The sequence below is a fragment of the Streptomyces sp. NPDC054847 genome (assembly GCF_053610925.1).
The window spans coordinates 14043-39327 of the sequence record NZ_JBSGZJ010000013.1; the positions used below are offsets into that span (position 1 = coordinate 14043).

Annotated in this window: 24 protein-coding genes, 1 pseudogene and 1 riboswitch; of the genes and pseudogenes, 13 read left to right on the forward strand and 12 right to left on the reverse strand. The window is 72.9% G+C overall.

Going from position 1 to position 25285, the window contains the following annotated elements; translation table 11 throughout:
- Window positions 1–8 precede the first annotated feature (8 nt).
- Window positions 9–1793 (forward strand): glycoside hydrolase family 15 protein, encoded by a 1785-nt coding sequence (locus ACWGH4_RS03210; RefSeq protein ID WP_453454914.1) that lies wholly within the window; start codon window positions 9–11, stop codon window positions 1791–1793.
- Window positions 1794–1797: 4 nt separating this feature from the next.
- Window positions 1798–2553, forward strand: coding sequence for an SDR family oxidoreductase (locus ACWGH4_RS03215; protein WP_453454917.1), 756 nt, complete (start codon window positions 1798–1800; stop codon window positions 2551–2553).
- Window positions 2554–2862: 309 nt separating this feature from the next.
- On the opposite strand, the gene amaP is transcribed toward ACWGH4_RS03215, so the two are convergent.
- From amaP to ACWGH4_RS03240, 5 genes are read right to left on the reverse strand one after another with little or no spacing between them, the layout of a single operon-like run.
- A complete protein-coding gene (amaP, locus tag ACWGH4_RS03220; RefSeq protein ID WP_453454919.1) occupies window positions 2863–3441 on the reverse strand; it encodes an alkaline shock response membrane anchor protein AmaP in 579 nt (192 codons plus the stop codon).
- A 15-nt stretch (window positions 3442–3456) separates the two neighbouring features.
- Entirely contained in the window at window positions 3457–4149 is a 693-nt protein-coding gene (locus ACWGH4_RS03225; RefSeq protein WP_453454922.1) for a DUF6286 domain-containing protein, read from the reverse strand.
- Window positions 4146–4535 (reverse strand): Asp23/Gls24 family envelope stress response protein, encoded by a 390-nt coding sequence (locus tag ACWGH4_RS03230; RefSeq protein ID WP_453454924.1) that lies wholly within the window; start codon window positions 4533–4535, stop codon window positions 4146–4148. Before ACWGH4_RS03230 ends, ACWGH4_RS03225 begins: the two co-directional genes overlap by 4 nt.
- Before the next feature lie 6 nt (window positions 4536–4541).
- Window positions 4542–4733: a hypothetical protein gene (locus tag ACWGH4_RS03235; RefSeq protein WP_441267216.1), complete on the reverse strand. Its 192-nt coding sequence runs from the start codon at window positions 4731–4733 to the stop codon at window positions 4542–4544.
- Between the two features lie 11 nt (window positions 4734–4744).
- Window positions 4745–5239 carry an Asp23/Gls24 family envelope stress response protein gene (locus ACWGH4_RS03240; RefSeq protein ID WP_453454927.1) on the reverse strand — a complete coding sequence of 165 codons (495 nt, stop codon included), beginning with the start codon at window positions 5237–5239 and terminating at the stop codon, window positions 4745–4747.
- A gap of 92 nt (window positions 5240–5331) precedes the next feature.
- Here ACWGH4_RS03240 and ACWGH4_RS03245 point away from each other — a divergent pair, with 92 nt between their 5' ends.
- Window positions 5332–6003, forward strand: a complete 672-nt coding sequence (locus tag ACWGH4_RS03245) for a hypothetical protein (protein WP_453454930.1) — start codon at window positions 5332–5334, stop codon at window positions 6001–6003.
- 100 nt (window positions 6004–6103) lie between these two features.
- Here ACWGH4_RS03245 and ACWGH4_RS03250 read toward each other — a convergent pair whose 3' ends face one another.
- The 3 genes from ACWGH4_RS03250 to ACWGH4_RS03260 all read right to left on the reverse strand — a co-directional run bounded on the left by ACWGH4_RS03250 (window position 6104) and on the right by ACWGH4_RS03260 (window position 9253).
- Window positions 6104–6895: an enoyl-CoA hydratase/isomerase family protein gene (locus ACWGH4_RS03250; RefSeq protein ID WP_005319115.1), complete on the reverse strand. Its 792-nt coding sequence runs from the start codon at window positions 6893–6895 to the stop codon at window positions 6104–6106.
- A gap of 149 nt (window positions 6896–7044) precedes the next feature.
- Window positions 7045–7266 carry a helix-turn-helix domain-containing protein gene (locus ACWGH4_RS03255; RefSeq protein WP_005319113.1) on the reverse strand — a complete coding sequence of 74 codons (222 nt, stop codon included), beginning with the start codon at window positions 7264–7266 and terminating at the stop codon, window positions 7045–7047.
- Between the two features lie 388 nt (window positions 7267–7654).
- A complete protein-coding gene (locus tag ACWGH4_RS03260; RefSeq protein ID WP_441267213.1) occupies window positions 7655–9253 on the reverse strand; it encodes an ATP-binding cassette domain-containing protein in 1599 nt (532 codons plus the stop codon).
- 370 nt (window positions 9254–9623) lie between these two features.
- Between ACWGH4_RS03260 and ACWGH4_RS03265 the strand changes: the two genes are divergently transcribed.
- A complete protein-coding gene (locus ACWGH4_RS03265) occupies window positions 9624–10034 on the forward strand; it encodes a VOC family protein (RefSeq protein ID WP_453454934.1) in 411 nt (136 codons plus the stop codon).
- A 32-nt stretch (window positions 10035–10066) separates the two neighbouring features.
- On the opposite strand, the gene ACWGH4_RS03270 is transcribed toward ACWGH4_RS03265, so the two are convergent.
- The 3 genes from ACWGH4_RS03270 to ACWGH4_RS03280 all read right to left on the reverse strand — a co-directional run bounded on the left by ACWGH4_RS03270 (window position 10067) and on the right by ACWGH4_RS03280 (window position 13544).
- Window positions 10067–11365, reverse strand: coding sequence for a hypothetical protein (locus ACWGH4_RS03270; RefSeq protein WP_453454936.1), 1299 nt, complete (start codon window positions 11363–11365; stop codon window positions 10067–10069).
- Window positions 11366–11545: 180 nt separating this feature from the next.
- Window positions 11546–12670 carry an alpha/beta hydrolase gene (locus ACWGH4_RS03275; protein ID WP_453454938.1) on the reverse strand — a complete coding sequence of 375 codons (1125 nt, stop codon included), beginning with the start codon at window positions 12668–12670 and terminating at the stop codon, window positions 11546–11548.
- Between the two features lie 208 nt (window positions 12671–12878).
- On the reverse strand, window positions 12879–13544 hold the full coding sequence (locus tag ACWGH4_RS03280) for a class II aldolase/adducin family protein (RefSeq protein ID WP_453454941.1): 666 nt from the start codon (window positions 13542–13544) through the stop codon (window positions 12879–12881).
- Window positions 13545–13754: 210 nt separating this feature from the next.
- Between ACWGH4_RS03280 and ACWGH4_RS03285 the strand changes: the two genes are divergently transcribed.
- The 7 genes from ACWGH4_RS03285 (at window position 13755) to ACWGH4_RS03315 (ending at window position 22148) form a co-directional block, all read left to right on the forward strand.
- Window positions 13755–14984, forward strand: a complete 1230-nt coding sequence (locus tag ACWGH4_RS03285; protein ID WP_453454943.1) for an anion permease — start codon at window positions 13755–13757, stop codon at window positions 14982–14984.
- Window positions 14985–14996: 12 nt separating this feature from the next.
- Window positions 14997–15218 (forward strand): hypothetical protein, encoded by a 222-nt coding sequence (locus ACWGH4_RS03290; RefSeq protein ID WP_453454946.1) that lies wholly within the window; start codon window positions 14997–14999, stop codon window positions 15216–15218.
- A 124-nt stretch (window positions 15219–15342) separates the two neighbouring features.
- Window positions 15343–15488: riboswitch (cobalamin riboswitch) on the forward strand.
- 89 nt (window positions 15489–15577) lie between these two features.
- Window positions 15578–16531, forward strand: coding sequence for a cobalamin biosynthesis protein (locus ACWGH4_RS03295; RefSeq protein WP_453454949.1), 954 nt, complete (start codon window positions 15578–15580; stop codon window positions 16529–16531).
- The gene (locus ACWGH4_RS03300; protein ID WP_453454951.1) at window positions 16528–18036 is read left to right on the forward strand and encodes a cobyric acid synthase; all 1509 of its coding nucleotides are present in this window, start codon (window positions 16528–16530) and stop codon (window positions 18034–18036) included. The genes ACWGH4_RS03295 and ACWGH4_RS03300 overlap by 4 nt, the downstream gene beginning before the upstream one ends.
- Before the next feature lie 88 nt (window positions 18037–18124).
- Window positions 18125–20164, forward strand: coding sequence for a putative cobaltochelatase (locus ACWGH4_RS03305; protein ID WP_453454954.1), 2040 nt, complete (start codon window positions 18125–18127; stop codon window positions 20162–20164).
- Window positions 20164–20772, forward strand: a complete 609-nt coding sequence (gene cobO / locus ACWGH4_RS03310) for a cob(I)yrinic acid a,c-diamide adenosyltransferase (RefSeq protein WP_453454956.1) — start codon at window positions 20164–20166, stop codon at window positions 20770–20772. Before ACWGH4_RS03305 ends, cobO begins: the two co-directional genes overlap by 1 nt.
- Window positions 20766–22148 carry a cobyrinate a,c-diamide synthase gene (locus ACWGH4_RS03315; RefSeq protein WP_453454959.1) on the forward strand — a complete coding sequence of 461 codons (1383 nt, stop codon included), beginning with the start codon at window positions 20766–20768 and terminating at the stop codon, window positions 22146–22148. The genes cobO and ACWGH4_RS03315 overlap by 7 nt, the downstream gene beginning before the upstream one ends.
- Before the next feature lie 41 nt (window positions 22149–22189).
- Here the strand turns inward: ACWGH4_RS03315 and ACWGH4_RS03320 are convergent, their stop codons facing one another.
- Window positions 22190–22909, reverse strand: coding sequence for a ZIP family metal transporter (locus ACWGH4_RS03320; RefSeq protein ID WP_441267203.1), 720 nt, complete (start codon window positions 22907–22909; stop codon window positions 22190–22192).
- Window positions 22910–23533: 624 nt separating this feature from the next.
- Between ACWGH4_RS03320 and ACWGH4_RS03325 the strand changes: the two are divergent.
- Together ACWGH4_RS03325 and cobC are read left to right on the forward strand one after the other, a co-directional pair.
- Window positions 23534–23923 (forward strand): annotated as a pseudogene (locus ACWGH4_RS03325) (cobalamin biosynthesis protein); the annotation flags it as partial.
- 141 nt (window positions 23924–24064) lie between these two features.
- Window positions 24065–25165, forward strand: a complete 1101-nt coding sequence (gene cobC, locus ACWGH4_RS03330; RefSeq protein ID WP_453454963.1) for an Rv2231c family pyridoxal phosphate-dependent protein CobC — start codon at window positions 24065–24067, stop codon at window positions 25163–25165.
- The last annotated feature ends 120 nt before the right edge of the window (window positions 25166–25285 follow it).

Sequence of the window (25285 nt, forward strand, 5' to 3'; positions counted from 1 at the left end):
GCCAGAGCGTGACCCAACGTATCGAGGACTACGCCCTGATCGGCGATCTGCAGACCGCTGCACTGGTCGGCAAGGACGGCTCCATCGACTGGCTGTGCCTTCCCCGTTTCGACTCCGCCGCTTGCTTCGCCGCACTTCTCGGCGACGAGGAGAACGGTCATTGGCGGATCGCGCCCAAGGGCGCGGGCGCCTGCACCAGCCGCCGCTACGTCGGCGCGTCACTGGTGCTGGAATCTGTGTGGGAGACCCGTACCGGCAAGGTCCGGGTCCTCGACTTCATGCCGCAGCGTGACGAGGCGCCGGACGTCGTCCGCATCGTCGAGGGCCTCAGCGGCACGGTCGAGATGGCCGGCACACTGCGGCTGCGGTTCGACTACGGCTCCGTGGTGCCGTGGGTACGCCGCACGGACGGCCACCGGGTCGCCGTCGCGGGGCCCGACTCCGTCTGGCTGCGCAGCGAGCCGGAGGTCAAGACGTGGGGTCAGCACTTCAGCACCTGCTCGTCGTTCACGGTCGAGGAGGGCGAGAAGGTGGCCTTCGTCCTCACCTGGCACCCCTCGCACAAGCCGCGGCCCGCGCTCGTCGACCCGCACGAGGCCCTGGAGCACTGCCTCCAGGACTGGGAGACCTGGTCGTCGAAGTGCCGCTACCAAGGTCCCTACCGTGACGCCGTGCTGCGCTCCCTGATCACTCTCAAGGCGCTCACGTACGCCCCCACCGGAGGCATCGTCGCCGCACCCACGACGTCCCTGCCCGAAGACATCGGCGGTGTACGGAACTGGGACTACCGCTTCTGCTGGCTGCGCGACGCGACCCTCACCCTGAGCGCCATGGTGTCCGTCGGATACCTGGACGAGGCCGCGGCCTGGCGGGACTGGCTCCTGCGGGCGGTAGCCGGCGACCCGGCCGACCTTCAGATCATGTACGGACTGGCCGGTGAACGCCGCCTGCCCGAGATGGAGCTGGAGTGGCTCTCCGGCTACGCCGGCTCCGCGCCGGTCCGCGTCGGCAACGAGGCGCGGTGCCAACTGCAGATCGACGTCTACGGCGAGGTCATCGAGTCCCTCTACCTGGCCAGGCAGGCCGGTCTCGCACCCGAGCGACAGGCGTGGAACATCCAACTGAGCCTGCTCGGCTTCCTCGAGTCCAAATGGCGCGAGCCGGACGAGGGTCTGTGGGAGGTCCGGGGCCCGCGCCGTCACTTCGTCCACTCCAAGGTCATGGCATGGGTCGCCGCAGACCGCGCCGTGCGCACCCTCGAGGGCGAACCGTCGCTGCGCGGCGACGCGGCACGCTGGCGGGCCATGCGGGACGACATCCACCGCGAGGTCTGCGAGAAGGGCTTCGACCCGGTCCGTGGCACCTTCACCCAGTCGTACGGCTCCAAGGAACTCGACGCCGCGGTCCTGCTCATCCCGCGCGTCGGCTTCCTGCCTCCGGACGACCCCCGGGTCGTCGGCACGGTCGACGCCGTGTGGCAGGAGCTGGGCAGTGGACCGCTCGTACGCCGCTACACCCCGGACGCCACCCAGGTCGACGGGCTGCCGGGCCGCGAGGGCGCGTTCCTGGTCTGCTCCTTCTGGCTCGCCGACGCGCTGCGGATGACGGGCCGCGAGACGGAGGCCCGCGAACTGTTCGAGCGGCTGCTCGGCCTCTGCAACGACGTCGGCCTCCTCTCCGAGGAGCACGACCCGGCGACGGGACAGCACCTCGGCAACTTCCCGCAGGCGTTCAGCCACATCGGACTGGTGACCACGGCCCTCGCGCTCACGGGGCAGAGGACGGCAGGATAGGGCCATGGATCTTGGACTGAAGGACCGCGTCTACATCGTCACCGGCGCCTCGAGGGGCCTCGGCAACGCCTCCGCGCGGGCGCTCGTCGCCGACGGCGCGAAGGTCGTCCTCACCGGGCGTGACGAGAAGACGGTCACCGACGCCGCGGCCGCACTCGGTTCCGCCGCGGTGGGCGTCGCCTGCGACAACGCCGACCCCTCCGCCGCGGAACGCCTTGTCGCCGCCGCCCGCGCGCACTTCGGCCGTTTCGACGGCATCCTCGTCAGCGTCGGCGGCCCGGCGCCGGGCTTCGCCGCGGACAACACCGACGAGCAGTGGGCCGCCGCGTTCGAGTCGGTCTTCCTCGGCGCCGTCCGCATGGCGCGCACGGCCGCGGCCGAACTGAACGAAGGGGGTGTCATCGGTTTCGTGCTGTCCGGTTCCGTGCACGAACCCATCCCCGGCCTGACCATCTCCAACGGCCTCCGCCCGGGTCTCGCGGGCTTCGCCAAGTCCCTGGCGGACGAACTGGGCCCGCGCGGCATCCGCGTGGTGGGCCTGCTGCCCTCCCGCATCGACACGGACCGCGTCCGCGAACTCGACGCCCTGTCGGGCGACGCGGAGGCGGCACGCAGGGCCAACGAGGCGGCCATCCCGCTGCGGCGTTACGGCACCCCGGAGGAGTTCGGCCGCACGGCGGCGTTCCTGCTCTCGCCGGCGGCGTCCTATCTGACCGGCGTCATGCTCCCGATCGACGGCGGCGCGCGCCACGGCTTCTGACACGGCGTGCGTGTTCCCCACCGGCCCCTTCCCGGACGGGGTCACCCTCCCCGCCGGGCCCCTGCCCGTACAGGGTCTCCCTCCCCCACCGGCTGCGCGCCTCGATCGAGTCCGGTCCGTTTTCCGTCGGCGAGCCGGATGTCGCGCAGCGAAATCAGCCCGTCCGGGGGCACCTCGTAGGGGAAGGCCGAGGGCACCGCGCGAAGCGCGGCAAGGGGTCCGGGGGCTGCCCCGTCACGCGGCGGAGCCGCCGACCGTGCAGCGGGAAGGGGCGGGGACGGGAACCCGCGCGGGGCCCCGCCCCCACCGTCACGACACCCGCCGAGCCCGGTGTTTCGCCGCCCGCAGCCGTACCTCCGTCGGCAGCGCCTCGAGCCCTGCCGAGTCCCGGGCGTGCGCGACCGCCTCGTCCGCGAGCCGCGCGAGCGTACCGCCGGGCGAGGCGTCCGGATCCAGGTGCAGTGCCACCCGCGCCCGGGGCGCGGTCCGGCGGCCCGTCAGCAGGACGGACGCGCGGGAGACGCCTTCCAGCGCCGCCGCCTCGTCCTCCAGCGCACCCTGAAGCGCCCGGCCCCTCAGCAGCGCGCCTTCGCCATCGCCGCTGTCGACCAGGACCTCCGCCAGCCGTGCGCGCCGCAGTTGGGCGAAGAACCACCACAGAGCGAGGATCAGCAGCAGCGCCAGCACCGCGATGACGACCGGCCACCACCAGCCCTCGTCGCGCCAGCGCGTCCGGTCGGCGTCACTCAGCAGTACGTCCTGCCCTCCGTCGTAGGGCCACCACGAGGGGACGGAGAGGCCCGTGCCCGCCACGAGGACCGCACCGCCGACGCACAGCAGGACGAGCCCGGCGAGGCCGAGGAAGACCCGGTTGACGGCTCGAAGCATCCCCTGCACCGTTCCTCACCTCTTCTTCGCGGGTGGTCTGCCGACGCGCACGGCCAGCTCCGGGGGCTTCGCGAGGCCGAGTTCCTCCAAGGCGTCGCCGAGCGCCTCGTCGAGGTCGGCGCGTACGTCGTCCAGGTCGCGGAAGTGCGCCCGCGCCCGTACCGACGCCCGGGACCGCCCCATCCGGACCTGTACCGACTGCACGCCGGAGACCTCCATGGCCCGGTCGCGGAGTACGAGGGCCGCGGCCTCCCTGTGCAGTCCTGCCCGCAGATCGGGCCGGTCCTGCCGCATCGGCAGCAGCGCGCGCAGCCCCGGCGTCACCGCGAGAAGGACCAGCCACAGGCCCAGCAGCATCGCCACGCCGGCCGCGGCGAGCACCGCGATCTCGTCCAGGCGCCATTCGGCGAGGTGGTCGGCCAGCCATCGCCGCCAGCGCATCGCGGGCCGGTCGGCCCGCACGGCGGCGACGTCGTAGAGCAGCAGCCCCGCGCCCGCGAGGACGACGAGGGCGAGCAGCCCGGCGGGCACCCGGCGCACCGACCAGAAGCGACCGGTCCTGCCGGCGTCGCCGTCATCGTCCGCCACAGGGTTGTACTCGGAGGCGGAGGCGGACTGGTCCATTTCGAGGACGGGCCGTGAGGAGCGCGCTTCCCGCTCCTGACGGGCCGGCTCTTCGGGGCCCGAGGGCCTGTCCGGTTCGGTCATCGGATCCTCCCCTGCGCCGTGCCGCGCGAGAGGGCGGAGTGCAGCCGCTCGACGTGCACCGCCACCTCGGGGACCTCCATCCCCGCCAACGCCTTTACCCGCTCGATGACCCGCCGACGCACCGCGCCGCACTGCGCGCCGATGTCGGTCGGGTACTCGAGCTCGAGGCTGACCCGCACCCTGGCCGTTTCGTGGTGCACGACGACCATGGCGTGCGGCGGCGCGCCGTCGTCCGGCACCCCGGGGAGCGCTTCACGTGCCGCCCTCGCGGCGATCTTCGCGACGACGCGGTCGGCGATCGTGGTCGACCCCCGGTCGGAGGGCGGCACCCGGCCCGCGGGTGCGTCACGACCGGAGGCGTCTGCCACCGCGACGGGGTCTGCCACGGCGCGTCACCGCCGCCCGTCGCCACGCTCGCGGCCCCGGATGAAATCGCCGAACTCGACGTCGCCCTCGAGGAACCGGCCGACCACGAAGCCGACCGCCCCCAGGGCGGCCACCAGCAGGAACGCCCCGAAGCCGCCGAAATATCCGGCGAACCCGAGTGCCATGCCGGCCATCAGTCCGACCACCGCCATGCTCATGTTGGGCTCCTCTACTGGATTCGAGGCTCCGGCTCGTCCTCTTCTTCGTCCGGCAGCTTCACGTCGCTGACGGCGATGTTCACCTCGACGACCTCGAGGCCTGTCATCCGCTCGACGGCGGCGACGACGTTCTCCCTGACCGCGCGGGCCACATCGGAGATGGATACGCCGTAGTCGATGACGATCTCCAGGTCGATCGCGGTCTGGACCTCGCCGACCTCGGCCTTCACTCCGCGGGTGACGCTGGACCTGCCGCCGCCCGGCACGCGGTCGCGCACCGCGCCGAAGGTGCGGGAGAGCCCGCCCCCCATCGTGTGCACGCCGAGAACGTCCTTCGCGGCGAGTCCGGCGATCTTCTCCACCACTCCGTCGGCGATGGTGGTACGGCCGCGGGACCCTGGATCCGGCAGTCGCCTGCCGCCTGCGCCCTTACGGGTCGCGTCGCTGGAGCCGGGCAGTTCGTTTCCGGATGTCGTGGGCAGACTGCGCCCAGGTGTTTCGGTCATCGCCTTGGTCCTTTCCGGGCGGGTGACGGCCCCGTTGCCCACATTAAGTGCCCTTGCCCACATTCGCGCCGGGGATGCGGCAGGCTGGAGGAATGACCACTCCGGATGCGGTTCTGCGGCGGGTACGCGGTGTGTTGGGTCTCGGCAGACTCGTCGCCCTCGGCGGTCCGGCGGACGGTGCGTGGCTGTCGGAAGCAGCCGCCGCCGCGGTCCTGCGCCGTGCGGCGGCCTCGGTGCCGGGGGCCGCCCTGAACGACGTCAGACTCTCCCTGGCGGACCCGGAGGCGGCGGAGTCCCCGACGGTGCCGACGCCACCGGCAGCACTGTGGCCCGGCCCGCTGCGCCTCGAGGCGGGGGTGTCCGTCTGGGATCTCACAGAGCCGCTGCCCGCGCTCACGGCGGCGTTGCGGTCGGTACTGCTCGACGCGGCGGCGGAGGCGCTGGGTCTCACGGTCACGGTCGTCGATCTGCGGGTCGACACTCTTCTGGACGCGGCCCCCGAAGGTCCTGCGTCGCCCGGCGCCCCGGCGGCCGTCGAGCCCTCCGACCCGGTGGGCACGGCCGTGGCCGCGACGGCGGGGGTGGCGCATCTGACGGGGACGCTGGGCGCGGCGGTCCATCACGCGCCGGACCATGTCCGGGTCGAACTCGCCACGGCGGAGGGGCACCGGGCGCTGGACGTGGCGCGGACCGTCCGGAGGGTGGTGGCGCCGGTGCTGGAGGACGATCGCGCGGTGACGATCGTGATCACGGCGACGGCCTGACCGCCGCGCGGGGCTCGTTCCCCGCCCCTTCCCGCTGTACCGATCCGCGGCTCCGCCGCGTCGGGAAGGGGGTGGGGAACGGACCGCGCAGCGGACCGGCTCAGTCCGCCAGGCCCGCCAAGTCACGCAGGCGCCGCCCCTGCGCCGCGCGTTCCGCCGCGCGCTGTTCGTCGTACGAGCGGCCGGCCGCTCCCCGCAGCAGTGCCTTCGTCTCGTTCACCGCGTCCCGGGGCGCGGCGAGCAGCGCCGCGGACAGGTCGCGTACCGCGGCGTCGAGTTCCTCGCCGGGGACGACGAGGTTGGCGAGGCCCGTGCGCTCGGCCTCTTCCGCGTGGACGAAACGGCCGGTCGCGCAGATCTCGAGTGCGCGGGCGTATCCGACGAGCGACACCAGGGGATGCGTGCCGGTGAGGTCGGGCACGAGACCGAGCGCGGTCTCGCGCATGGCGAACTGCACGTCCTGCGCGACGACCCTCAGGTCGCAGGCGAGGGCGAGCTGGAAGCCCGCTCCGATCGCATGGCCTTGCACGGCCGCGATGGAGATGATGTCGTTGCGGCGCCACCAGGTGAACGCCTCCTGGAACTCGGCGATGGACGCGTCGATCTCCGCGTCGGTGCCGCGTGCCAGGTCGATGAACGACGGCTCGCCGTCGAAGCCCTCCGGTGTGAAAGCCTGCCGGTCGAGGCCCGCGGAGAAGGACTTGCCTTCGCCGCGCAGCACGACGATCCGCACGCTGCCGGGGAGTGAACGTCCCGCCTGCGCCAACGCCCGCCACAGCGCGAAGTTCTGGGCGTTGCGCTTGTCCGGGTTCGTCAAGGTCACCGTGGCAACCGCGTCTTCGACGGTGAGCCGTACGCCGTCCTTGTCGAGTACGGGATCGAGCGAAGTCATGAGGCGCCTCCGGTTCGGTGCAGTCTGGCCTGGCCTTCGAGTCAAGAAGGTAAGCTACTGCACAGTAACCGCCTGGCCGGCCATAGGGCCGACCAAGTGGCCACTGTAGGTACCGATGAACCGGAGGAGCAGCCTCGTCGACGGGACTGTCAGGCCGAAGCGGCCTTCTTGCCTCGCGTCGCTCCGCCACGTCCCCGCAGGACGACTCCGGACTCGCTGAGCATCCGATGGACGAATCCGTAGGAGCGACCGGTCTCTTCGGCCAGCGCCCGGATGCTTGCACCGGAGTCGTACTTCTTCTTCAGGTCTGCCGCGAGCTTGTCGCGCGCGGCGCCGGTCACCCGGCTGCCCTTCTTCAGAGTCTCGGCCACCCGTGCCTCCTCATGGGAAGTGCGCTCTGGACTTCTCATGATCACCCCTCCCGGGCGTCCTGGCCACCCATTCGACAAGGTCAGTACGGAACGCTTTGCGGTGCGCTGCGAGGCCACCACGAACGGAATATCGCATTCCGATCCGTGCTTGATCCACGCATTCACGGCCGGATACGGAAAAGGCCAGCTCAGAGCGGGCAGGTGGAGAGGCGCTCAGCGGGGCCCGGGCAAAGGCGGTCCACCAGCCGCCACGCCGCAATACGAGACGCACTCACACAGATGATGGATCACTCGTAGGCCGAATGATCCATGCGGAGATCCATACGAAGATCGTAGAGGGGTGGATCGACGGATTCCGGCGCCGGACCGGAACCCGTCGCAGGGGGCCTCAGGCCAGGGCCACGAGGTCCGCGTAGTCCGCGCCCCACAGGTCCTCGACACCGTCCGGCAGCAGGATGATCCGCTCCGGCTCGAGCGCCTCGACCGCGCCCTCGTCGTGCGTGACGAGGATGACGGCGCCCTTGTAGGTGCGCAGCGCGCCGAGGATCTCCTCGCGACTGGCCGGGTCGAGGTTGTTGGTGGGCTCGTCGAGCAGCAGGACGTTGGCGGACGAGACGACCAGGGTGGCCAGCGCCAGCCGGGTCTTCTCGCCGCCGGAGAGCACCCCGGCCGGCTTGTCGACGTCGTCGCCGGAGAAGAGGAACGAGCCCAGCGTCTTGCGCACCTCGACCAGATCGAGGTCGGGCGCGGAGGAACGCATGTTCTCCAGGACCGTGCGGTCGGGGTCGAGGGTCTCGTGCTCCTGGGCGTAGTACCCGAGCTTCAGGCCGTGCCCCGGGGTGACCATGCCGGTGTCCGGCTTCTCCACGCCCGCGAGGAGCCGCAGCAGCGTGGTCTTGCCGGCGCCGTTGAGGCCCAGGATGACGACGCGCGAGCCCTTGTCGATGGCGAGGTCCACGTCGGTGAAGATCTCCAGGGACCCGTACGACTTGGACAGGCCCTCGGCGCTGAGCGGCGTCCTGCCGCAGGGCGCCGGCTCCGGGAAGCGGAGCTTGGCGACCTTGTCGGCCATGCGGACGTCCTCGAGACCGGCCAGCAGACGCTCGGCCCGGCGGGCCATGTTCTGCGCGGCGACGGTCTTGGTGGCCTTGGCGCGCATCTTGTCGGCCTGCGAGTTGAGCGCGGCGGCCTTCTTCTCGGCGTTCTGGCGCTCGCGCTTGCGGCGCTTCTCGTCCGCCTCGCGCTGCTGCTGGTACAGCTTCCAGCCCATGTTGTAGACGTCGATCTGCGAGCGGTTCGCGTCCAGGTAGAAGACCTTGTTGACGACCGTCTCCACGAGGTCGACGTCGTGGGAGATCACGATGAAGCCGCCGCGATAGGTCTTCAGGTAGTCGCGCAGCCAGACGATCGAGTCGGCGTCGAGGTGGTTGGTGGGCTCGTCGAGCAGGAGCGTGTCGGCGTCCGAGAACAGAATCCGGGCGAGTTCGACGCGGCGGCGCTGACCACCGGAGAGGGTATGAAGGGGCTGGCCGAGAACCCGGTCGGGCAGGCCCAGCGCGGCGGCGATGGTGGCGGCCTCGGCCTCCGCGGCGTAGCCGCCCTTGGTGAGGAACTCGGTCTCCTGGCGCTCGTACTGGCGCAGGGCCTTCTCACGGGTGCTGCCCTGGCCGGAGGCGATGCGCTCCTCGTTCTGCCGCATCTTACGGATCAGAGTGTCGAGGCCGCGGGCCGACAGGATGCGGTCGCGGGCGAGGACTTCGAGGTCGCCGGTGCGCGGGTCCTGCGGGAGGTAGCCCACCTCGCCGGAGCGGGTGATGGTGCCGCCCGCGGGGATGCCCTCACCCGCGAGGCACTTCGTGAGGGTCGTCTTGCCCGCTCCGTTGCGGCCGACGAGGCCGATGCGGTCGCCCTTGGCGATGCGGAAGGAAGCGGATTCGATGAGGACGCGCGCGCCTGCGCGCAGCTCGATACCGGATGCGGTGATCACGGGGGAAGACTCCAGGGCGGTATGGACGGCGGAAGGGACGGGCGGAGACGCTTCTACGCCGTCTAATGCACAAGGAGAATTGCCATACGGCCCAGTCTAACGGGACCGTGCAAGTGTTTTTCGCGGCCTGACGGCGGCCCGGGAGGAGCCGCGGCAGGGTGCGGGGGCCACGGCGTGGCCGGCCCTCGCCATGCCGGGGCGGCGGCCGACGCCCGCGCGGTCGGCCACGACACCGGTCCGGCCGCTCCACCGGCCCCGGGACATTCCGCCGCCGCGCGACACGTTCCGCTGAGGCCCGTTGTCAGTGGCGGATGCCAGACTGAGACGCAGATCACATCCGAGTCGTCGAGCAAGTGAGGGAGCGATCGGGATGGCTCAGTCGCCGAGCATCTGTCCGACCCTGTTGTACGCGGACGCCAAGGCCGCGATCAGACAGCTCACCGAGGCCTTCGGCTTCACCGAACACGCGGTGTACGAGAACGAGGACGGCGGCGTGGTCCATGCCGAGCTCACCTACGGCAACGGCATGGTGATGCTGGGCAGCAAGGGCACCGGTGGCGAGTTCGACAAGCTCATGGAGGGCGCCGGGCCGACGGGGGTCTTCGTCCACGTCGACGACGTCGACGCCCACCACGGCAGAGCCGTGGAGCACGGCGCCGACGTCGTGATGCCGCCCACCGACCAGGACTACGGCTCGCGGGACTACATGGTCCGCGATCTCGAGGGCCACATCTGGAGCTTCGGCACGTACACGCCGGGGGCGGCGGAGGGGGCCTCCTAGACCTCACCGCCCAGCGGTCGTGGCGTGCCGGGTCAGACGCCGCCGGTGTGCACCTGGAACGCGGCCCTGCGTACCGCCTTGGCCAGGGCCGGGTCCGGGTGCGCCGCCGCCAGGGCGACCAGGACCTGCACCGTACGGGGATGGCCACCTGCCCGGACCGCCTCGAGCAGCGCGGGGACCGTGCCCTGCACAGCGGAATCGAGATGGCGCAGCAGCAGTTGGGGCTCTCCGTGGTCCGCGACGGCCGCGGCGGTGTCCACCCACAGCCAGGTCGCTTCCTCCCGGGTGAGGACGTCGGCCGCGTCCTCCGGGTCCGCGCCCTCGTGCTCGGCGAGCCACAGCAATGCGTAAGGGCGAAGGGACGGTTCGGCGGCGGCCGCGCGGACCTCGCTCTCGGCGGGTGCGCCGACCACGCGCAGCGCCTCGAAGGCGAGGCCGCGCAGCAGCGCGTCTTCTCCGCGGGCGACGGTGAGCAGTTCTCCGACAGCACTCGACACGGTGCGCGCCGCGAGCCACGCGCGGTACTCGGCGCGGGCCGGGCCGGGGGTGAGGCGGGCGCAGCCACGGAGCATGTCCTCGGCGGACTGCTCGATGTTGCCGGCGGGGCTCTGGGCGGCGACGCAGATCTGCTCCAGCTTGACCCAGACCGCCCAGTTGCCGAGCGGGGTGAGGGTCGCCTCGCCTCCCTCGAGGGTCAGGGCGCCGACGGCGGACAGGCCTTCGAGCGCCCAGTCGAGGAGGGCGGCGACGGGGGCCTCATCGGCGCCGGACCCGGTCTGCGGTTCGGCCGGGGCGCCGTAGGGGACCTCGCAGCGTTCCTCGCGGAGTTCGGCGACGCGCTGCTGGAGCAGATCGAGCAGAGCGGGCGTGAGCACGGGGCCCGCCGACAGCTGAAGGAGGGAGAGCACCTGGGGCACCGCCTCGACCACCTCGGCGACCGCTGCCGGAGCGACGTCGCCCGGCGCCGGGTGGATCAGGGACCAGGCGTCGAAGAGGGCGACCCAGCCGCGCAGCACGGCCATGTCGTCGCGGTCCCAGGCACGCAGCCGCCAGCCGGGGCGGACCGTGTCGCCGTGCAGTTCGACGAGGCCGGCGAGACGGGCGCGGTCCCAGCCGGCCCGCACCTCGTCCATGCTCAGGCCCAGGGCGGCAGCGGCCCGTTCCTGGGCGCCGACCGCGAGCGGTGTGGCGCCGGGATCGCGGTCGGAGGCCGCCCAGCGGGCGATGCGGACGGCGTCGGCGAGGACAGCCCGCGCCTGACGCGCGAGCTCGGCGGGGGCGGGTGTGCCCTCCGGCGGCCGGGGCGCCGGACGGGTCCGCCGGGTCGTCACGGCCCGTCGCGCGGTGGCCAGTGACCGCGAGCGGACAAGACGGAGTCTGGAGTTGCGCGCCAATTGCTCATCAGGCTTTCGGGACGTCACGGGGTGCAGTCTTCCCGTTGACAGCCCGAAAGCCCAAACGGAACCCGGCGGGCGGCGCTTGACGGCCCTCCCGGGCGGGTCGTTCGCGGGTCACATGAGGGGCGTGAGGAAGCGCCGGAGGACCTCTTCGTACCCCTTCGGGTCGGCGTTCCACATGGCGGCGTGCGGTGCCTGCGCAACGGTGTGAAGGGTGACCAGGTCGGGGCGGCGGGCGGCGAGTTGGCGCGAGCCGCGCCAGGGCGCCAGGGTGTCGTCGGGACCGTGGAAGATCAGCGTCGGCACGGCCAGCGACTTCGGGTCGCCGGCTTCGGCGAGGCGGTCGCCGTGTGCTCCCGTGCGGCCCTGTGCGGCCCGGACCGCGAGCGGAAGCAGTGGGGCGGGGGTCCTGCGGGCGGCGGCCAGTGCCCGCACCGTCGCCTCCCATTCGAGGACCGGCGAGTCGAGGACGACGCCGCTGATCCGGTCCCGCAGACCGGAGTTGGCGGCGGCGTGGAGCGCCATCGAGGCGCCGACGGACCAGCCGTGGACGATGACGCGCTCGGCGCCGTAGCGCACGGCGTGGCGGACGGCGGCGTCGAGGTCACGCCACTCGGAGTCGCCGAGGTGGCCCAGCCCGTCCGGGGGCCGTGGGGCGCCGGAGTCTCCCCGGTAGGCGAGGGACAGCACCGGGAACTGAAGGGCGTGCAGGCAGCCCAGCACGTTCATGGTGTGTTCCCGGGTGGTGCCGAGCCCGTGCACGGCGATGACCCAGGTGGAGCGCGGGCCGGGCACGAACCAGGCGGGGAGCGCGCCGAGTTCGCCCGGGACGAGGACCTCGGAGTGTTCTATGCCGAGCGCGCCGGTGGGGTCTCCCCGGTGGACCTGCGGAGTGAGCCGCACCTTGGTGCCGGGCTCCAGTTCGCCTTCGGTGACGCGCACGAGGCGGCGCACGACCGTGTCCGCGTCGCGGGGGACGCCGCCGAGGACCTCTCCCACGACCGCGTGGACGCCGGACCCTTGCAGCCCGTACGTGCCCGGGCGCAGCGAGGCAAGGCTGCGGGTCAGGACGACGGCGCCGGGGGGTGTGCCGTGGACGGTGAGCCGAGGGTCGCCGGGCAGGGGCCTGTTGGCCGCCCGCAGGGCGGCGTGGCTCGCGTAGCGGCCGGCCGCGACTGCTGCCGCGCCGACTCCGATCAGGGTGGTGACGGCCGCTGCCGTCGCTGTAGCGGGGCGCACGTGTTCCAGTGTCGGGGCGGGTGCGGGAGGGGGCCAGTGGGCGGGGCCGCGCGTGTGGCCCCGTGGGCGTCGCTTGTTCCCCCACCCCGCCCCTTCCCGAGACCGGGGCTCCTCCCCCGACGCCTGGCGGCATGGGGCCCCCCACCAGCCCCGCGCCTCGAACGCAGGCGAGGCTGACGAAGTCGGCCCGACCGGCGAGGCGCGGTGGCTAGGCGGGGCGCTGGCCGTAGTCGTGGAGGTGGTGGGAGACCTCCGCGAGCTGGGACTCGGAGAGCAGCGTCGGGGTGCGGCCGGGGACGGAGGAGGCCGTCAGCCAGAGGCGGCACATCCACTCGAGCTGTGCCGTGCGGTCGTACGCCTCGGACAGGGTGGCGCCGTAGGTGACGGTCCCGTGGTTCTGGAGGAGGCAGGCCGTGCGGTCGCGCAGGGCGTGGAGCATGTTCCGGGCCAGTTCCTCCGTGCCGTACAGGGCGTAGCCCGCGACGCGGACCGGGCCGCCGAGAGCGGCGGTCATGTAGTGGACGGGCGGGAGCTCGGGGACGAGCGTGGAGACCGCTGTGGCGTGCACGGCGTGCGTGTGCACGACGGCGGCCGCGTCGGTGTGGCGGTGGACCGCGAGATGCAGCGGCAGCTCGCTGGTGGGCCGCAGGTCGCCGATGACCTGTCTGCCGTCGAGGTCGACGGCGACGGTGTCCCGCGGGGTGAGCCGGTCATAGGGCACTCCGCTCGGGGTGACGAGGATCAGTTCGCCCACCCGAACGGAGACATTGCCGGAGGTGCCCACCACGAGGCCTTCTGCTGCCGTTCTGCGGGCGGTGTCCACGAGCTCCCGCCATGCGCGTTCGACCGCGCTCTGCCGCGCCTCATCAGTCATGCCCGCGATCCTTTCAGGCGAGGCCGGCGGGCACGGGGACACGGAGGGTGTTCGAGTGGCTGCGGGGAGCGCCGCGGGGGTCCGAAAACGGACAAGCGGAATCGCCCGGCATCACTTGGGGACACCGCAGCGCCCGACCCAGTTCACCTTCCGTTCATCCAGGTTGCTTACGGTCCTCGCGTCAATGACGTCAAACGATTGCCTGGGTAAATGGAACACATCACGCTGCTGCTCGCGATTGTGATCGTGACAGCTCTCGTGTTCGATTTCACGAACGGTTTCCACGACACCGCCAACGCGATGGCGACGACCATCTCGACCGGCGCTCTGAAGCCCAAAACCGCGGTGGCCATGTCCGCCGTTCTGAACCTCGTCGGTGCTTTTCTCTCCGTGGAGGTCGCCAAGACGATCTCCAGTGGACTGGTCGACGAATCAGGCATCACACCTGAAGTCATCTTCGCGGCGCTCGTCGGCGCCATCCTGTGGAACCTGGCCACCTGGCTGGTGGGCCTGCCGTCCAGCTCGTCGCACGCCCTCATGGGCGGCCTGATCGGCGCCACGGTCGCCTCGGTCGGCTTCGGCGGCGTCAACGGCGGCGTGGTCGTCACCAAGGTCCTGATCCCGGCCGTCGCCGCGCCGCTCGTCGCCGGCCTCGCCGCGATGCTGGCGGCCCGGCTGACGTACAAGATCGGCAAGAAGACGGACCCGAAGGCCACGGCGAAGGGCTACCGCGCCGGGCAGATCGCCTCCGCGGGCCTGGTCTCCCTGGCGCACGGCACCAACGACGCCCAGAAGACGATGGGCATCATCACGCTGGCCCTCGTGGCCGGCAACGTGGTCGCCCCCGGTTCCAACCCTCCGATGTGGGTCATCGTCTCCGCCGGTGTGGCCATCGCGCTCGGCACCTACCTCGGCGGCTGGCGCATCATCCGCACCATGGGCAAGGGCCTCACCGACCTCCAGCCGCAGCAGGGCTTCGCCGCCCAGACCAGCGCGGCCAGCGTGATCCTCGCCTCCTCCAACCTCGGCTTCTCCCTGTCGACGACGCACTCGTGCTCCGGTGCCGTCATGGGTGCCGGGCTCGGCCGCAAGGGCGGTGTGGTCCGCTGGTCCACCGCCACCCGGATGTTCGTGGCCTGGGGTCTGACCCTGCCGGCCGCCGGTCTCGTCGCGGCGGCTTCCGAGTACGTCACCAAGCAGGGTGACTGGGGTGTCGCGGCCGTCGCCGTCTTCCTCGTCGCCTCCTGCGTCGCGATCTGGTTCATCTCGCGCCGTCAGGTCGTCGACCACACCAACGTCAACGACGTCGAGGAGGAGCCCGCGGGCGTCGTCACGACCGCCATCGCGGCCGTCACCCCGCCGCCCGCCGGTGACCTGAAGGCCACCATCGCGGCCCCGGCCGAACCCGAGACCGAGTCGCCCCGCCCGGCCACGGTGTAAGGAAGTAACGGAATGAAGATCGACTGGACTGCTCTCGGCTCCGTTTTCGGCGTGAGCCTCGTCGCCACCGTCGCGCTGGTGGGACTCTTCACCCTGGGCATCGTGGGCCTCACCAAGCAGGAGGCGGCCGCCCGGGCCGGAGGCTCCGGCGCACTGGCCCGCACCGGCGCGTACGCCTGTTTCGCGCTCTGCGCGGCGGCCGTGTCCTACGGGATCTACCTCATCGTCGTCTGACGACCGCACCGCCCTTCGACGGCCGGGCCGCGAGCACCCCCGGGTGTTCGCGGCCCGGGCGTCGTGTGTCCGCCCGTGTGGGGCTCGGCACACTGTCCCGCCGCAGGTCAAGGGTGAGTTGACGGGCGTTCGCGGGCGTGGTGGACTGCCGGGGCCAACAACGGCGGCAGAAGAGGAAGTCCGGTGCGAATCCGGCGCGGTCCCGCCACTGTCACCCGGGATGAACGGTCCCGGGGAGCCAGGAACTCTCACCGCCGGTCACGTCGAACCAGGGCGCGGACCCTGAGTGAGGACTTTTCGCATGCCCGGCCGCGGTACAGCCCTGTCCGTCGGACACCACCCCTGGGATCGCTGATCCCATGCGTGCCGACCGAGTCTTCGTGTACGGCGCCGCCGCCGGCCTCGCCGGCGACCTGCTCCTCGGCGATCCCCGCCGCGGGCATCCGGTCGCCGCGTTCGGACGGGCCGCGAGCGCCGTCGAGCGTGTCCTCTGGCGTGACCACCGCGGCCGGGGCGCCCTGCACACCGCTGTGTGCGCCGGTGGCGCCGTCGCGGCCGCCGCGCTGGCCTCCCGGGCCGTACGCCGCTCCCCCGCCGCGTCCCTCGCCCTGACCGCCGCCGCCACCTGGGCGGTCGTCGGCGGTACGACCCTGGGGCGGGAGGCCACGGCCATCGGCGACGCGCTGGCCGCAGGCGACGTCGAAGCGGCCCGCGAGCGGCTGCCCCACCTCTGCGGACGCGACCCGCAGGCCCTGGACGAGCAGCAGATCGCCCGCGCCGTCGTCGAGTCCGTCGCGGAGAACACCTCCGACGCGGTCGTCGGAGCCCTGGTGTGGGGGGCGCTGGCGGGCGTGCCCGGGCTGGTCGGCTTCCGGGCGGTGAACACCCTGGACGCGATGGTCGGCCACAAGTCCCCCCGCTACCTGCGGTACGGCTGGGCGTCGGCCCGCCTGGACGACGTCGCCGGATGGCCCGGCGCCCGGCTGACCGCGGCCCTGGCGGCCGTCTGCGGCCCGGACCGGCGCGGAGCCGTACGGGCCTGGCGCGCGGACGCGGCCAAGCACCCCAGCCCCAACGCGGGCCCTGTGGAGGCGTCGTTCGCGGGCGCCCTGGGCGTGCGGCTGGGCGGATCCCTCTCGTACGGCGGGCGGGTTGAGCACCGGCCGGTGCTCAACGAGGCCGGGCGCGCGGTGGAGTTCGGTGACATCGGACGGGCGGTGCGGCTCTCGCGCCGGGTCGGCCTGCTGACCCTCGCCGTCTGCGCGGCGGGGCGGGTGCTGCGGCAGGGCCGCGGCGGAGGGAGGCCGGCATGACCGGTGGGGGGCTGCTCGTCGCCGGGACCACCTCGGACGCGGGCAAGAGTGTCGTGACCGCCGGGATCTGCCGGTGGCTGGTGCGCCAGGGCGTGAAGGTCGCGCCGTTCAAGGGGCAGAACATGTCCCTGAATTCGTTCGTGACGCGCGAGGGCGCGGAGATCGGGCGGGCGCAGGCCATGCAGGCGCAGGCCGCACGGGTGGAGCCGACCGCGCTGATGAATCCCGTCCTCCTCAAGCCGGGCAGCGACCGTTCCAGCCAGGTGGTGCTGATGGGCCGGCCGGTCGGCGAGCTGAGCGCCAAGGGGTACCACGGCGGCCGGCAGCGGGAGCTGTTCGAACCGGTGATGGCGTGCCTGGAGGAGTTGCGGGGCACGTATGACGCCGTGATCTGCGAGGGGGCGGGCAGTCCCGCCGAGATCAACCTGCGCCGCACGGACATCGTCAACATGGGCATCGCACGGGCCGCCAGGCTGCCGGTGCTCGTGGTCGGGGACATCGACAGGGGCGGTGTCTTCGCCCAGTTCTTCGGTACGACGGCGCTGCTGAGCCCCGAGGACCAGGCCCTTGTGGCGGGCTACCTGGTCAACAAGTTCCGCGGTGACGTGTCGCTGCTGGAGCCGGGGCTCGAGATGCTGCTCGGGCTGACCGGGCGGCGGACGTTCGGGGTGCTGCCGTACGCGCACGGGCTCGGTATCGACGAGGAGGACGGGCTGCGGGTGTCCCTGCGCGGCGCCGTGCGGGAGTCGGTGGTTGCCGCGCCCGTCGGTGAGGACGTGCTGCGCGTCGCGGTGTGCGCCGTCCCGCTGATGTCGAACTTCACGGACGTGGACGCGCTGGCGGCGGAACCGGGCGTCGTGGTCCGGTTCGTGGACCGGGCGGAGGAGCTCGTGGACGCCGACCTGGTCGTGGTCCCCGGCACGCGCGGCACGGTGAAGGCACTGGCGTGGCTGCGTGAGCGCGGCCTCGCGGACGCCCTGGTCCGGCGTGCGGCCGAGGGCAGGCCGGTGCTCGGCATCTGCGGCGGCTTCCAGGCGCTGGGCGAACACATCGAGGACGACGTCGAGTCGAGGGCCGGCGCGGTCGACGGGCTCGGACTGCTGCCCGTACGGGTGCGGTTCGCGCCGGAGAAGACCCTCGCCCGGCCCGTCGGCGAGGCGCTCGGCACACGCGTCGAGGGATACGAGATCCATCACGGCGTCGCGGAGGTCCTCGGCGGCGACGCCTTCCTCGACGGCTGCCGGGTGGGCGCCGTGTGGGGCACGCACTGGCACGGGTCGCTGGAGAGCGACGGCTTCCGGCGGGCGTTCCTGCGGGAGGTCGCCGCACAGGCGGGCCGCCGTTTCGTGCCCGCGCCGGACACGTGCTTCGACGCGCTGCGCGAGGAGCAGCTGGACCGGCTGGGGGATCTGATCGAAGAGCACGCGGACACGGGGGCGTTGATGCGGCTGATCGAGGAAGGGGCGCCGGCGGGACTGCCGTTCATCCCTCCGGGCGCGCCGTGAGAGCGGTCGCCGGGCAATCGGCCCGCCGGCGAATCCTGCAGGGCACAGGCGAGCCGCTCCGCGGCTCCAGCGAAGGAGTGATCAGGCGATGAGCACCCCCTATCCGTTCACCGCGGTCGTCGGGATGGACGACCTGCGGCTGGCCCTGCTCCTCAACGCGGTCAGTCCGGCGGTCGGCGGCGTGCTCGTGCGCGGCGAGAAGGGGACCGCCAAGTCGACCGCCGTGCGGGCGCTCGCTTCCCTCATGCCGGACGTCGACGTGGTCGCGGGGTGCCGGTTCTCCTGCGCCCCCACGGCCCCGGACCCGGCGTGTCCGGACGGCCCGCACGAGGCGGGGCCGGGAGTGGCACGGCCGACGCGCATGGTGGAACTGCCCGTCGGCGCTTCCGAGGACCGGCTCGTCGGGGCGCTCGACATCGAGCGGGCGCTCGCCGAGGGCGTGAAGGCGTTCGAGCCCGGTCTGCTCGCGGACGCGCACCGGGGGCTGCTGTACGTCGACGAGGTCAACCTGCTGCACGACCACCTCGTCGACCTGTTGCTGGACGCCGCCGCCATGGGCGCTTCGTACGTCGAGCGTGAAGGCGTCTCCGTACGGCACGCCTCCCGCTTCCTGCTCGTCGGGACCATGAACCCCGAGGAGGGCGAGCTGCGGCCGCAGCTGCTGGACCGCTTCGGGCTCACCGTGGAGGTCGCGGCCTCCCGCGACCCCGACCAGCGGGTGGAGGTCGTACGGCGCAGGCTCGCGTACGACGACGACCCCGGCGGCTTCGCGGCACGCTGGGCCGGTGAGGAGGAGGCGCTGCGCGGGCGGATCGTGGCGGCGCGGGAGCTGCTGCCGCGCGTGGTGCTCGGTGACGTGGCGCTGCGTCAGATCGCCGCTACCTGCGCGGCGTTCGAGGTGGACGGTATGCGTGCCGACATCGTGATGGCCCGTACGGCGACCGCGCTGGCCGCGTGGGCCGGACGGGACGAGGTCGTGGAGGAGGACGTTCGGCAGGCCGCGCTGCTGGCGTTGCCGCACCGCAGGCGGCGCAACCCCTTCGACGCGCCCGGCCTGGACGAGAGCAAACTGGACGAGACGCTGGACGAGTTCGGCGGGCACGACGGGCCGGACGGGGACCCGGACCCGAACGACCCGGATCCCGGTCCGGAGGGCGGGCCCGACGGCGGAGGCGGCGGGGTGCCGCCGCAGCGCGGCGGACCGGACAGCGGTGAGGCGGCCGGGTCCGCGCCCGAGACCGGTCAGGCACCGGAAGGGGCGCCGGGCGCGGGCGCGGAGCAGCAGCCCGCGCGCGCCACGGAGCCCTTCCGTACCAAGATGCTCAGCGTGCCCGGCCTGGGCGAGGGCGCGGCGGGACGCAGGTCGCGGGCGCGTACCGAGCACGGCCGTACCACCGGCGCACGACGGCCCCAGGGCGCGCTCACCAAGCTGCACCTGACGGCCACCGTGCAGGCGGCCGCTCCGCACCAGCGCGCCCGCGGGCGCAGCGGTCCCGGGCTGGTGGTCCGCCGGGACGACATGCGGCAGGCGACCCGCGAGGGGCGTGAGGGGAACCTCGTGCTCTTCGTGGTCGACGCGTCCGGTTCGATGGCGGCCAGGAAGCGGATGGGCGCGGTCAAGGGCGCGGTGCTGTCGCTGCTCCTCGACGCGTACCAGCGGCGCGACAAGGTGGGGCTGATCACCTTCCGGGGCAAGGGCGCGGAGCTGGCGCTGCCGCCCACGTCCTCGGTGGACGCGGCGGCGGCCCGGCTGGAGTCCCTGCCGACGGGCGGCCGTACGCCGCTGGCGCAGGGACTGCTCAAGGCGCACGACGTGCTGCGCATCGAGCGGCTGCGTGATCCGTCGCGCCGTCCGCTGATGGTCGTGGTCACCGACGGACGGGCCACTGCCGCGGGGTCGGGGGACGCGTTCGCGCCGGCCCTGCGCGCCGCAAGGCTGCACTCCGCGGAGGGAACCGCGGCCGTCGTCGTGGACTGTGAGGCCGGGCCGGTGCGGCTCGGCCTGGCCTGCACACTCGCGCGGGAGCTGGGCGGCAGCGCCGTCACTCTCGACGAACTGCGGGCCGAATCGATCGCCGGGCTCGTCAAGGACGTCCGGGACGTATCCGCCACAAGGAGGGCCGCGTAATGCCGCAGGGACAGCCGTCCGTCGTACCGGACGACGGACTCACCACCCGCCAGCGCCGCAACCGTCCGCTGGTGTTCGTGCACACGGGCATCGGCAAGGGCAAGTCGACGGCCGCCTTCGGGATGGCGCTGCGGGCCTGGAACCAGGGCTGGCCGGTCGGGGTGTTCCAGTTCGTCAAGTCGGCGAAGTGGAAGGTCGGCGAGGAGAACGCGCTCAAGGTGCTGGGCGCGAGCGGCGAGGGCGGCACGGTCGCCTGGCACAAGATGGGCGAGGGCTGGTCGTGGATCCAGCGCGCCCCCGCGGAGGGCGAGCAGTCCAACGAGGACAAGGCCCGTGAGGGCTGGGAGCAGGTCAAGCGGGACCTCGCCGCCGAGACGCACAAGCTGTACGTGCTCGACGAGTTCGCCTACCCGCTGCACTGGGGCTGGATCGACACCGCCGAGGTGATCGAGGTGCTGCGCGGGCGGCCCGGCACCCAGCATGTGGTGATCACCGGCCGCAACGCGCCGCAGAAGCTGATCGACTTCGCCGACCTGGTCACCGACATGTCGAAGGTCAAGCACCCGATGGACGCGGGTCAGAAGGGCCAGCGGGGCATCGAGTGGTAGCACGACTCGTCATCGCCGCGCCGTCCTCCGGCGCGGGCAAGACCACGGTCGCGACGGGCCTGATGGCCGCGTTCACGGCGGCCGGTCTCACGGTCTCACCGCACAAGGTGGGCCCTGACTACATCGACCCCGGCTACCACGCGCTGGCCACCGGCCGTCCGGGCCGCAACCTCGACGCGTACCTGTGCGGCACGGGGCTGATCGCCCCGCTGTTCCGGCACGGCGCCGACGGTTGCGAACTCGCTGTCGTCGAGGGCGTGATGGGGTTGTACGACGGAGCCGCCGACCAGGGCGAGCTGGCCTCGACCGCGCAGGTCGCGAAGCTGCTGCGCGCCCCCGTGGTACTGGTGGTGGACGCTTCGTCGCAGTCCCGGTCGGTGGCGGCGCTGGTGCACGGGTTCGCGTCGTGGGACCCGGAGGTACGGATCGGCGGGGTGATCCTCAACAAGGTCGCCACCGACCGGCACGAGCACCTGCTGCGGGAGGCCCTCGGCGGATCGGGCGTGCCGGTGCTCGGGGTGCTGCGGCGGGCGGCCGAGGTGGCGACGCCGTCGCGTCACCTGGGCCTGGTGCCGGTCGCCGAACGGCAGGCGGAGGCGGTGGACGCGGTGGCGTCGATGGCCGAGCAGGTGCGGGCCGGGTGCGATCTCGACGGGCTGCTGGCGCTGGCGCGCAGCGCGCCCCCATTGCACGCGGAGGCATGGGAGCCCGCTTTCGAGGCAGGGCCGCCGGCCGCGGGCGCCGTCGCGTCCACCGCCGCAGGCGCCGGGGCCGTGCGGCCGGTGGTGGCGGTCGCCGGCGGCGCCGCGTTCACGTTCTCGTACGCGGAGCATGTGGAACTGCTGCGCGCCGCCGGGGCCGAGGTCGTGGCCTTCGACCCGCTCCGCGACGAACAACTCCCCGAAGGGACCAGCGGTGTCGTCATCGGCGGCGGCTTCCCGGAGGTGTACGCGCCCGAGCTGTCCGCGAACGAGCCGCTGCGCAAGTCGGTGGCCGAACTGGCGCGCTCGGGCGCGCCGGTCGCGGCCGAGTGCGCGGGGCTGCTCTACCTGGCCAGGTCCCTGGACGGCAGGCCGATGTGCGGTGTGCTGGACGCCGACGCGCGCATGTCGGGCCGGCTGACGCTCGGCTACCGGGAGGCCGTCGCGGTGAGCGACAGCCCGCTCGCGGCGGCGGGAACACGGCTGCGGGGCCACGAGTTCCACCGCACGGTGCTGGAGCCGGGCGCGGGGCCGGTGCCCGCGTGGGGCATGGTGCGGCCGGAGCGCCGGGTCGAGGGCTTCGTGCAGGGGGGCGTGCACGCCAGCTACTTGCACACGCACTGGGCGTCGCGGCCGGAGGTGGCCGCCCGGTTCGTGGCGGCGTGCGGCACATGAGCGGAGGAAGACCCGGGGAGGCGACGGCTTCCTTCACGGTGTCACTCGGCGACACCGACGACCAGCCAGATGAAGCCCACTCCCCCGATGGTGCACAACAGGGTGGAACGGGCCGGGTGTTCGTGATGCGCCTCGGGCAGGATCTCTGCGGCGGCCAGGTAGAGCAGCGCACCGCCGAAGAAGCCGAGGTAGCTGCCGAGAAGATCCTCAGGAAGAGTGAACAGCACGGTCGACGCCGCGCCGACGACGGGGGCTGCCGCGTCGGCGAGGAGCATCATGTTCGCCTTGCGGCGGGTGTTCCCGTACAGGCTGGTGATCGTGTACGTGTTGAACCCGTCGGCGAAGTCGTGGGTGACGACGGCGAGCGCCACGGCGGCGCCCATCCCGCCGCCGACCTGGAACGCGACGCCGAGCGCGATGCCGTCCATCAGGCTGTGGGCGACCATCGCCGCGGCCGCCGTCAGACCCACCTGCGGCACGCGGTGGTCCGCCCCGTGCGCCGCCTGCCGTACGGCCAGCAGCCGTTCGACCATGTGCGCGGTGAGGAAGCCGCCGACGAACAGCAGCAGGGCCTGCGGCACGCCCAGCACCGGTCCGCCCGCGGCCTCCAGCGCCTCCGGCAGCAGTTCGAGACCGACGACGCCGAGCATCAGCCCTCCGGCAAGGCCCAGCACGAGGTGGCGGCGGTCGGTGACGCGACCGGCCGTCCAGCCTCCGAAGAGCGTCATCAGGAACGCGCCGAGCGCGACGATCACCGCCATGCGCCCTTGCTAGCCGATCCCGGGGCGCTCCCGCACATCGCTGTGCGTCCGGTTCACCCGGTTGACGGGGCGTCGGCCACGGCCGGAAGGGCCGCCGGCCGACGACAGGGGAGCCGTCCAGTGAGCGATGTCGTGGGCGAGACGCGGGGTGGCACCGCGGCCGGTCCGAGAGCCGGGACGACTCCAGGCTCCCCGACCGGGCCGACGGACTGTGCGAGGGCGAGGGCGAGGTCCGGAGCCGGTACGACGGCAAGGTCTGCGACGGGGCCGACAGACGGCACGGCGGCAGGGCCCGTGACCGGACCGACAGACGGCACGAACGTGACCGGACCGACAGACGGCACAACGGCAAGGCCCGTGACCGGACCGACAGACGGCACAACGGCAAGGCCCGTGACCGGACCGACAGACGGCACAACGGCAAGGCCCGTGACGGGGCCGACGGACTGTGCGAGGGCGAGGGCGAGGTCCGGAGCCGGTACGCCAGCGAGGTCTGCGACGGGGCCGACAGACGGCATGGCGGCAGGGCCCGTGACCGGACGGGCAGACGGCACGACGGCAAGGCCCGTGACGGGACCGACGGCAAGCTCGGCTACCGGGCCGGCGGCCGGCTCCGACGCAGGGCCCAGGGGCCTGGTCGTCGGTGTCGGCGCGTCGCGCGGTGTGCCGGCCGACGAGGTGCACGGCCTGGTTGAGGAGGCGCTGCGCGACGCGGGGCTGCCGGCGGCCGACGTGGTGGCCCTGGCGACCGTCGACGCGAAAGCGGCGGAACCCGGCGTGCTGGGCGCCGCAGAGCGCCTGGGTGTTCCGCTGTGGACGTACGGCGCGGAGCGTTTGGCGCGGGTCCCCGTGGAGAACCCGTCCCGCGCCGCACTGCGTGCGGTGGGGACGCCGTCGGTCGCGGAGGCCGCGGCGCTGGCGGAGGGCGGCGAACTGCTGGTCCCCAAACGGCGGTCGGCACCGTCGGGCCGGCCTGCCGGTGCGACGTGCGCGATCGCCCGCCTGGGGTCGCGGACGCCTTCGACCACTGCCGTGACGCGGCCGCAGAGGACATGATGTCCGTGCGTTTGTTCACCTCCGTTCGATCCCTCATTGTTCGCCCCCACACCGAGGAGACTTCCGTGACCAGTTCGCCCCCACCACGGCACGGCAGCCATGTACAGGCACGCTGAGCACCCCGAGGGCCCGGAGGATCCGGAGCAGCGTTCCGGCGGGCACGACCTGCGGCACCACGGCGACGCGGAGGTACGGGACGGCGCGGCGGGTCTGATCGACCTCGCCGTCAACGTCCGTACCGGCACGCCTCCGAGCTGGCTGCGCGAGTGCATCGCGGCTTCGCTGGGCTCGCTCGCCGCGTACCCGGACGGGCGGGCCGCCCGTACCGCCGTCGCCCGCAGGCACGGGCTGCCGGAGGACCACGTCCTGCTGACGGCGGGCGCGGCGGAGGCGTTCGTGCTGCTGGCGCGGGCCCTTCCGGTGCGGCGGCCCCTTGTGGTGCACCCACAGTTCACGGAGCCGGAGGCGGCGCTGCGCGACGCCGGCCACGCCGTGGAGCGGCTGCTGCTGCGGGAGGAGGACGGCTTCCGGCTCGACCCGAAGTCCGTTCCGGACGAGGCGGACATGGTCGTCGTCGGCAACCCGACCAATCCGACGTCCGTGCTGCACGCCGCGGAGGACATAGCCCTGCTGGCCCGTCCCGGGCGTCTGCTCGTGGTGGACGAGGCGTTCATGGACGCGGTGCCGGGCGAACGCGAGGCGCTGGCGGGTCGGACGGACGTGCCCGGCCTCGTGGTGCTGCGCAGCCTCACCAAGACATGGGGGCTCGCGGGCCTGCGGATCGGCTATGTGCTGGCGGAGCCGCGGACGATCGCGGCACTGGAGCGGGCGCAACCGCTGTGGCCGGTTTCGACGCCGGCGCTGGTCGCGGCGGAGGCGTGCATGGGCCCGGCGGCGCTGGCGGAGGCGGAGGCGGCATCGCTGCGGATCGCCGCGGACCGTGCCCATCTGCTGGCGGGGCTGGCCGAGTTCGAGGAGGTCCGGGCTGTGGAGGCGGCCGAGGGGCCGTTCGTCCTCGTACGGGTGCGGCGCGCCGCGCAGGTGCGGCAGCAACTGCGGCGGCTCGGTTTCGCGGCCAGGCGCGGGGACACGTTCCCGGGCCTGGACGACGAGTGGCTGCGGCTCGCGGTGCGCGACCGCGTCACGACGAACCGTTTCCTCCAGGCACTCGACCAGGCGCTGACGATGGTCGGCCACTGACGGCATCGGGGGGCCGAGCTCGGTTGCGCTCCCGAGCACTTGCCCCCCGGTGGCGGGCACACCGGGCGCTGCCCGGGGGCGGAGGCGGTTGCGGCCGGGCCCCTCTCCCCTCCTCGAGGG

Coding starts and splice junctions, on each gene's coding strand:
- ACWGH4_RS03215 (WP_453454917.1), top strand. CDS start 1,798: ATGGATCTTGGACTGAAGGACCGCGTCTACATCGTCACCGGCGCCTCG.
- amaP (WP_453454919.1), bottom strand. CDS start 3,441: ATGCTTCGAGCCGTCAACCGGGTCTTCCTCGGCCTCGCCGGGCTCGTC.
- ACWGH4_RS03225 (WP_453454922.1), bottom strand. CDS start 4,149: ATGACCGAACCGGACAGGCCCTCGGGCCCCGAAGAGCCGGCCCGTCAG.
- ACWGH4_RS03235 (WP_441267216.1), bottom strand. CDS start 4,733: ATGAGCATGGCGGTGGTCGGACTGATGGCCGGCATGGCACTCGGGTTC.
- ACWGH4_RS03240 (WP_453454927.1), bottom strand. CDS start 5,239: ATGACCGAAACACCTGGGCGCAGTCTGCCCACGACATCCGGAAACGAA.
- ACWGH4_RS03245 (WP_453454930.1), top strand. CDS start 5,332: ATGACCACTCCGGATGCGGTTCTGCGGCGGGTACGCGGTGTGTTGGGT.
- ACWGH4_RS03250 (WP_005319115.1), bottom strand. CDS start 6,895: ATGACTTCGCTCGATCCCGTACTCGACAAGGACGGCGTACGGCTCACC.
- ACWGH4_RS03265 (WP_453454934.1), top strand. CDS start 9,624: ATGGCTCAGTCGCCGAGCATCTGTCCGACCCTGTTGTACGCGGACGCC.
- ACWGH4_RS03280 (WP_453454941.1), bottom strand. CDS start 13,544: ATGACTGATGAGGCGCGGCAGAGCGCGGTCGAACGCGCATGGCGGGAG.
- ACWGH4_RS03285 (WP_453454943.1), top strand. CDS start 13,755: ATGGAACACATCACGCTGCTGCTCGCGATTGTGATCGTGACAGCTCTC.
- ACWGH4_RS03290 (WP_453454946.1), top strand. CDS start 14,997: ATGAAGATCGACTGGACTGCTCTCGGCTCCGTTTTCGGCGTGAGCCTC.
- ACWGH4_RS03295 (WP_453454949.1), top strand. CDS start 15,578: ATGCGTGCCGACCGAGTCTTCGTGTACGGCGCCGCCGCCGGCCTCGCC.
- ACWGH4_RS03300 (WP_453454951.1), top strand. CDS start 16,528: ATGACCGGTGGGGGGCTGCTCGTCGCCGGGACCACCTCGGACGCGGGC.
- ACWGH4_RS03305 (WP_453454954.1), top strand. CDS start 18,125: ATGAGCACCCCCTATCCGTTCACCGCGGTCGTCGGGATGGACGACCTG.
- cobO (WP_453454956.1), top strand. CDS start 20,164: ATGCCGCAGGGACAGCCGTCCGTCGTACCGGACGACGGACTCACCACC.
- ACWGH4_RS03320 (WP_441267203.1), bottom strand. CDS start 22,909: ATGGCGGTGATCGTCGCGCTCGGCGCGTTCCTGATGACGCTCTTCGGA.
- cobC (WP_453454963.1), top strand. CDS start 24,065: ATGTACAGGCACGCTGAGCACCCCGAGGGCCCGGAGGATCCGGAGCAG.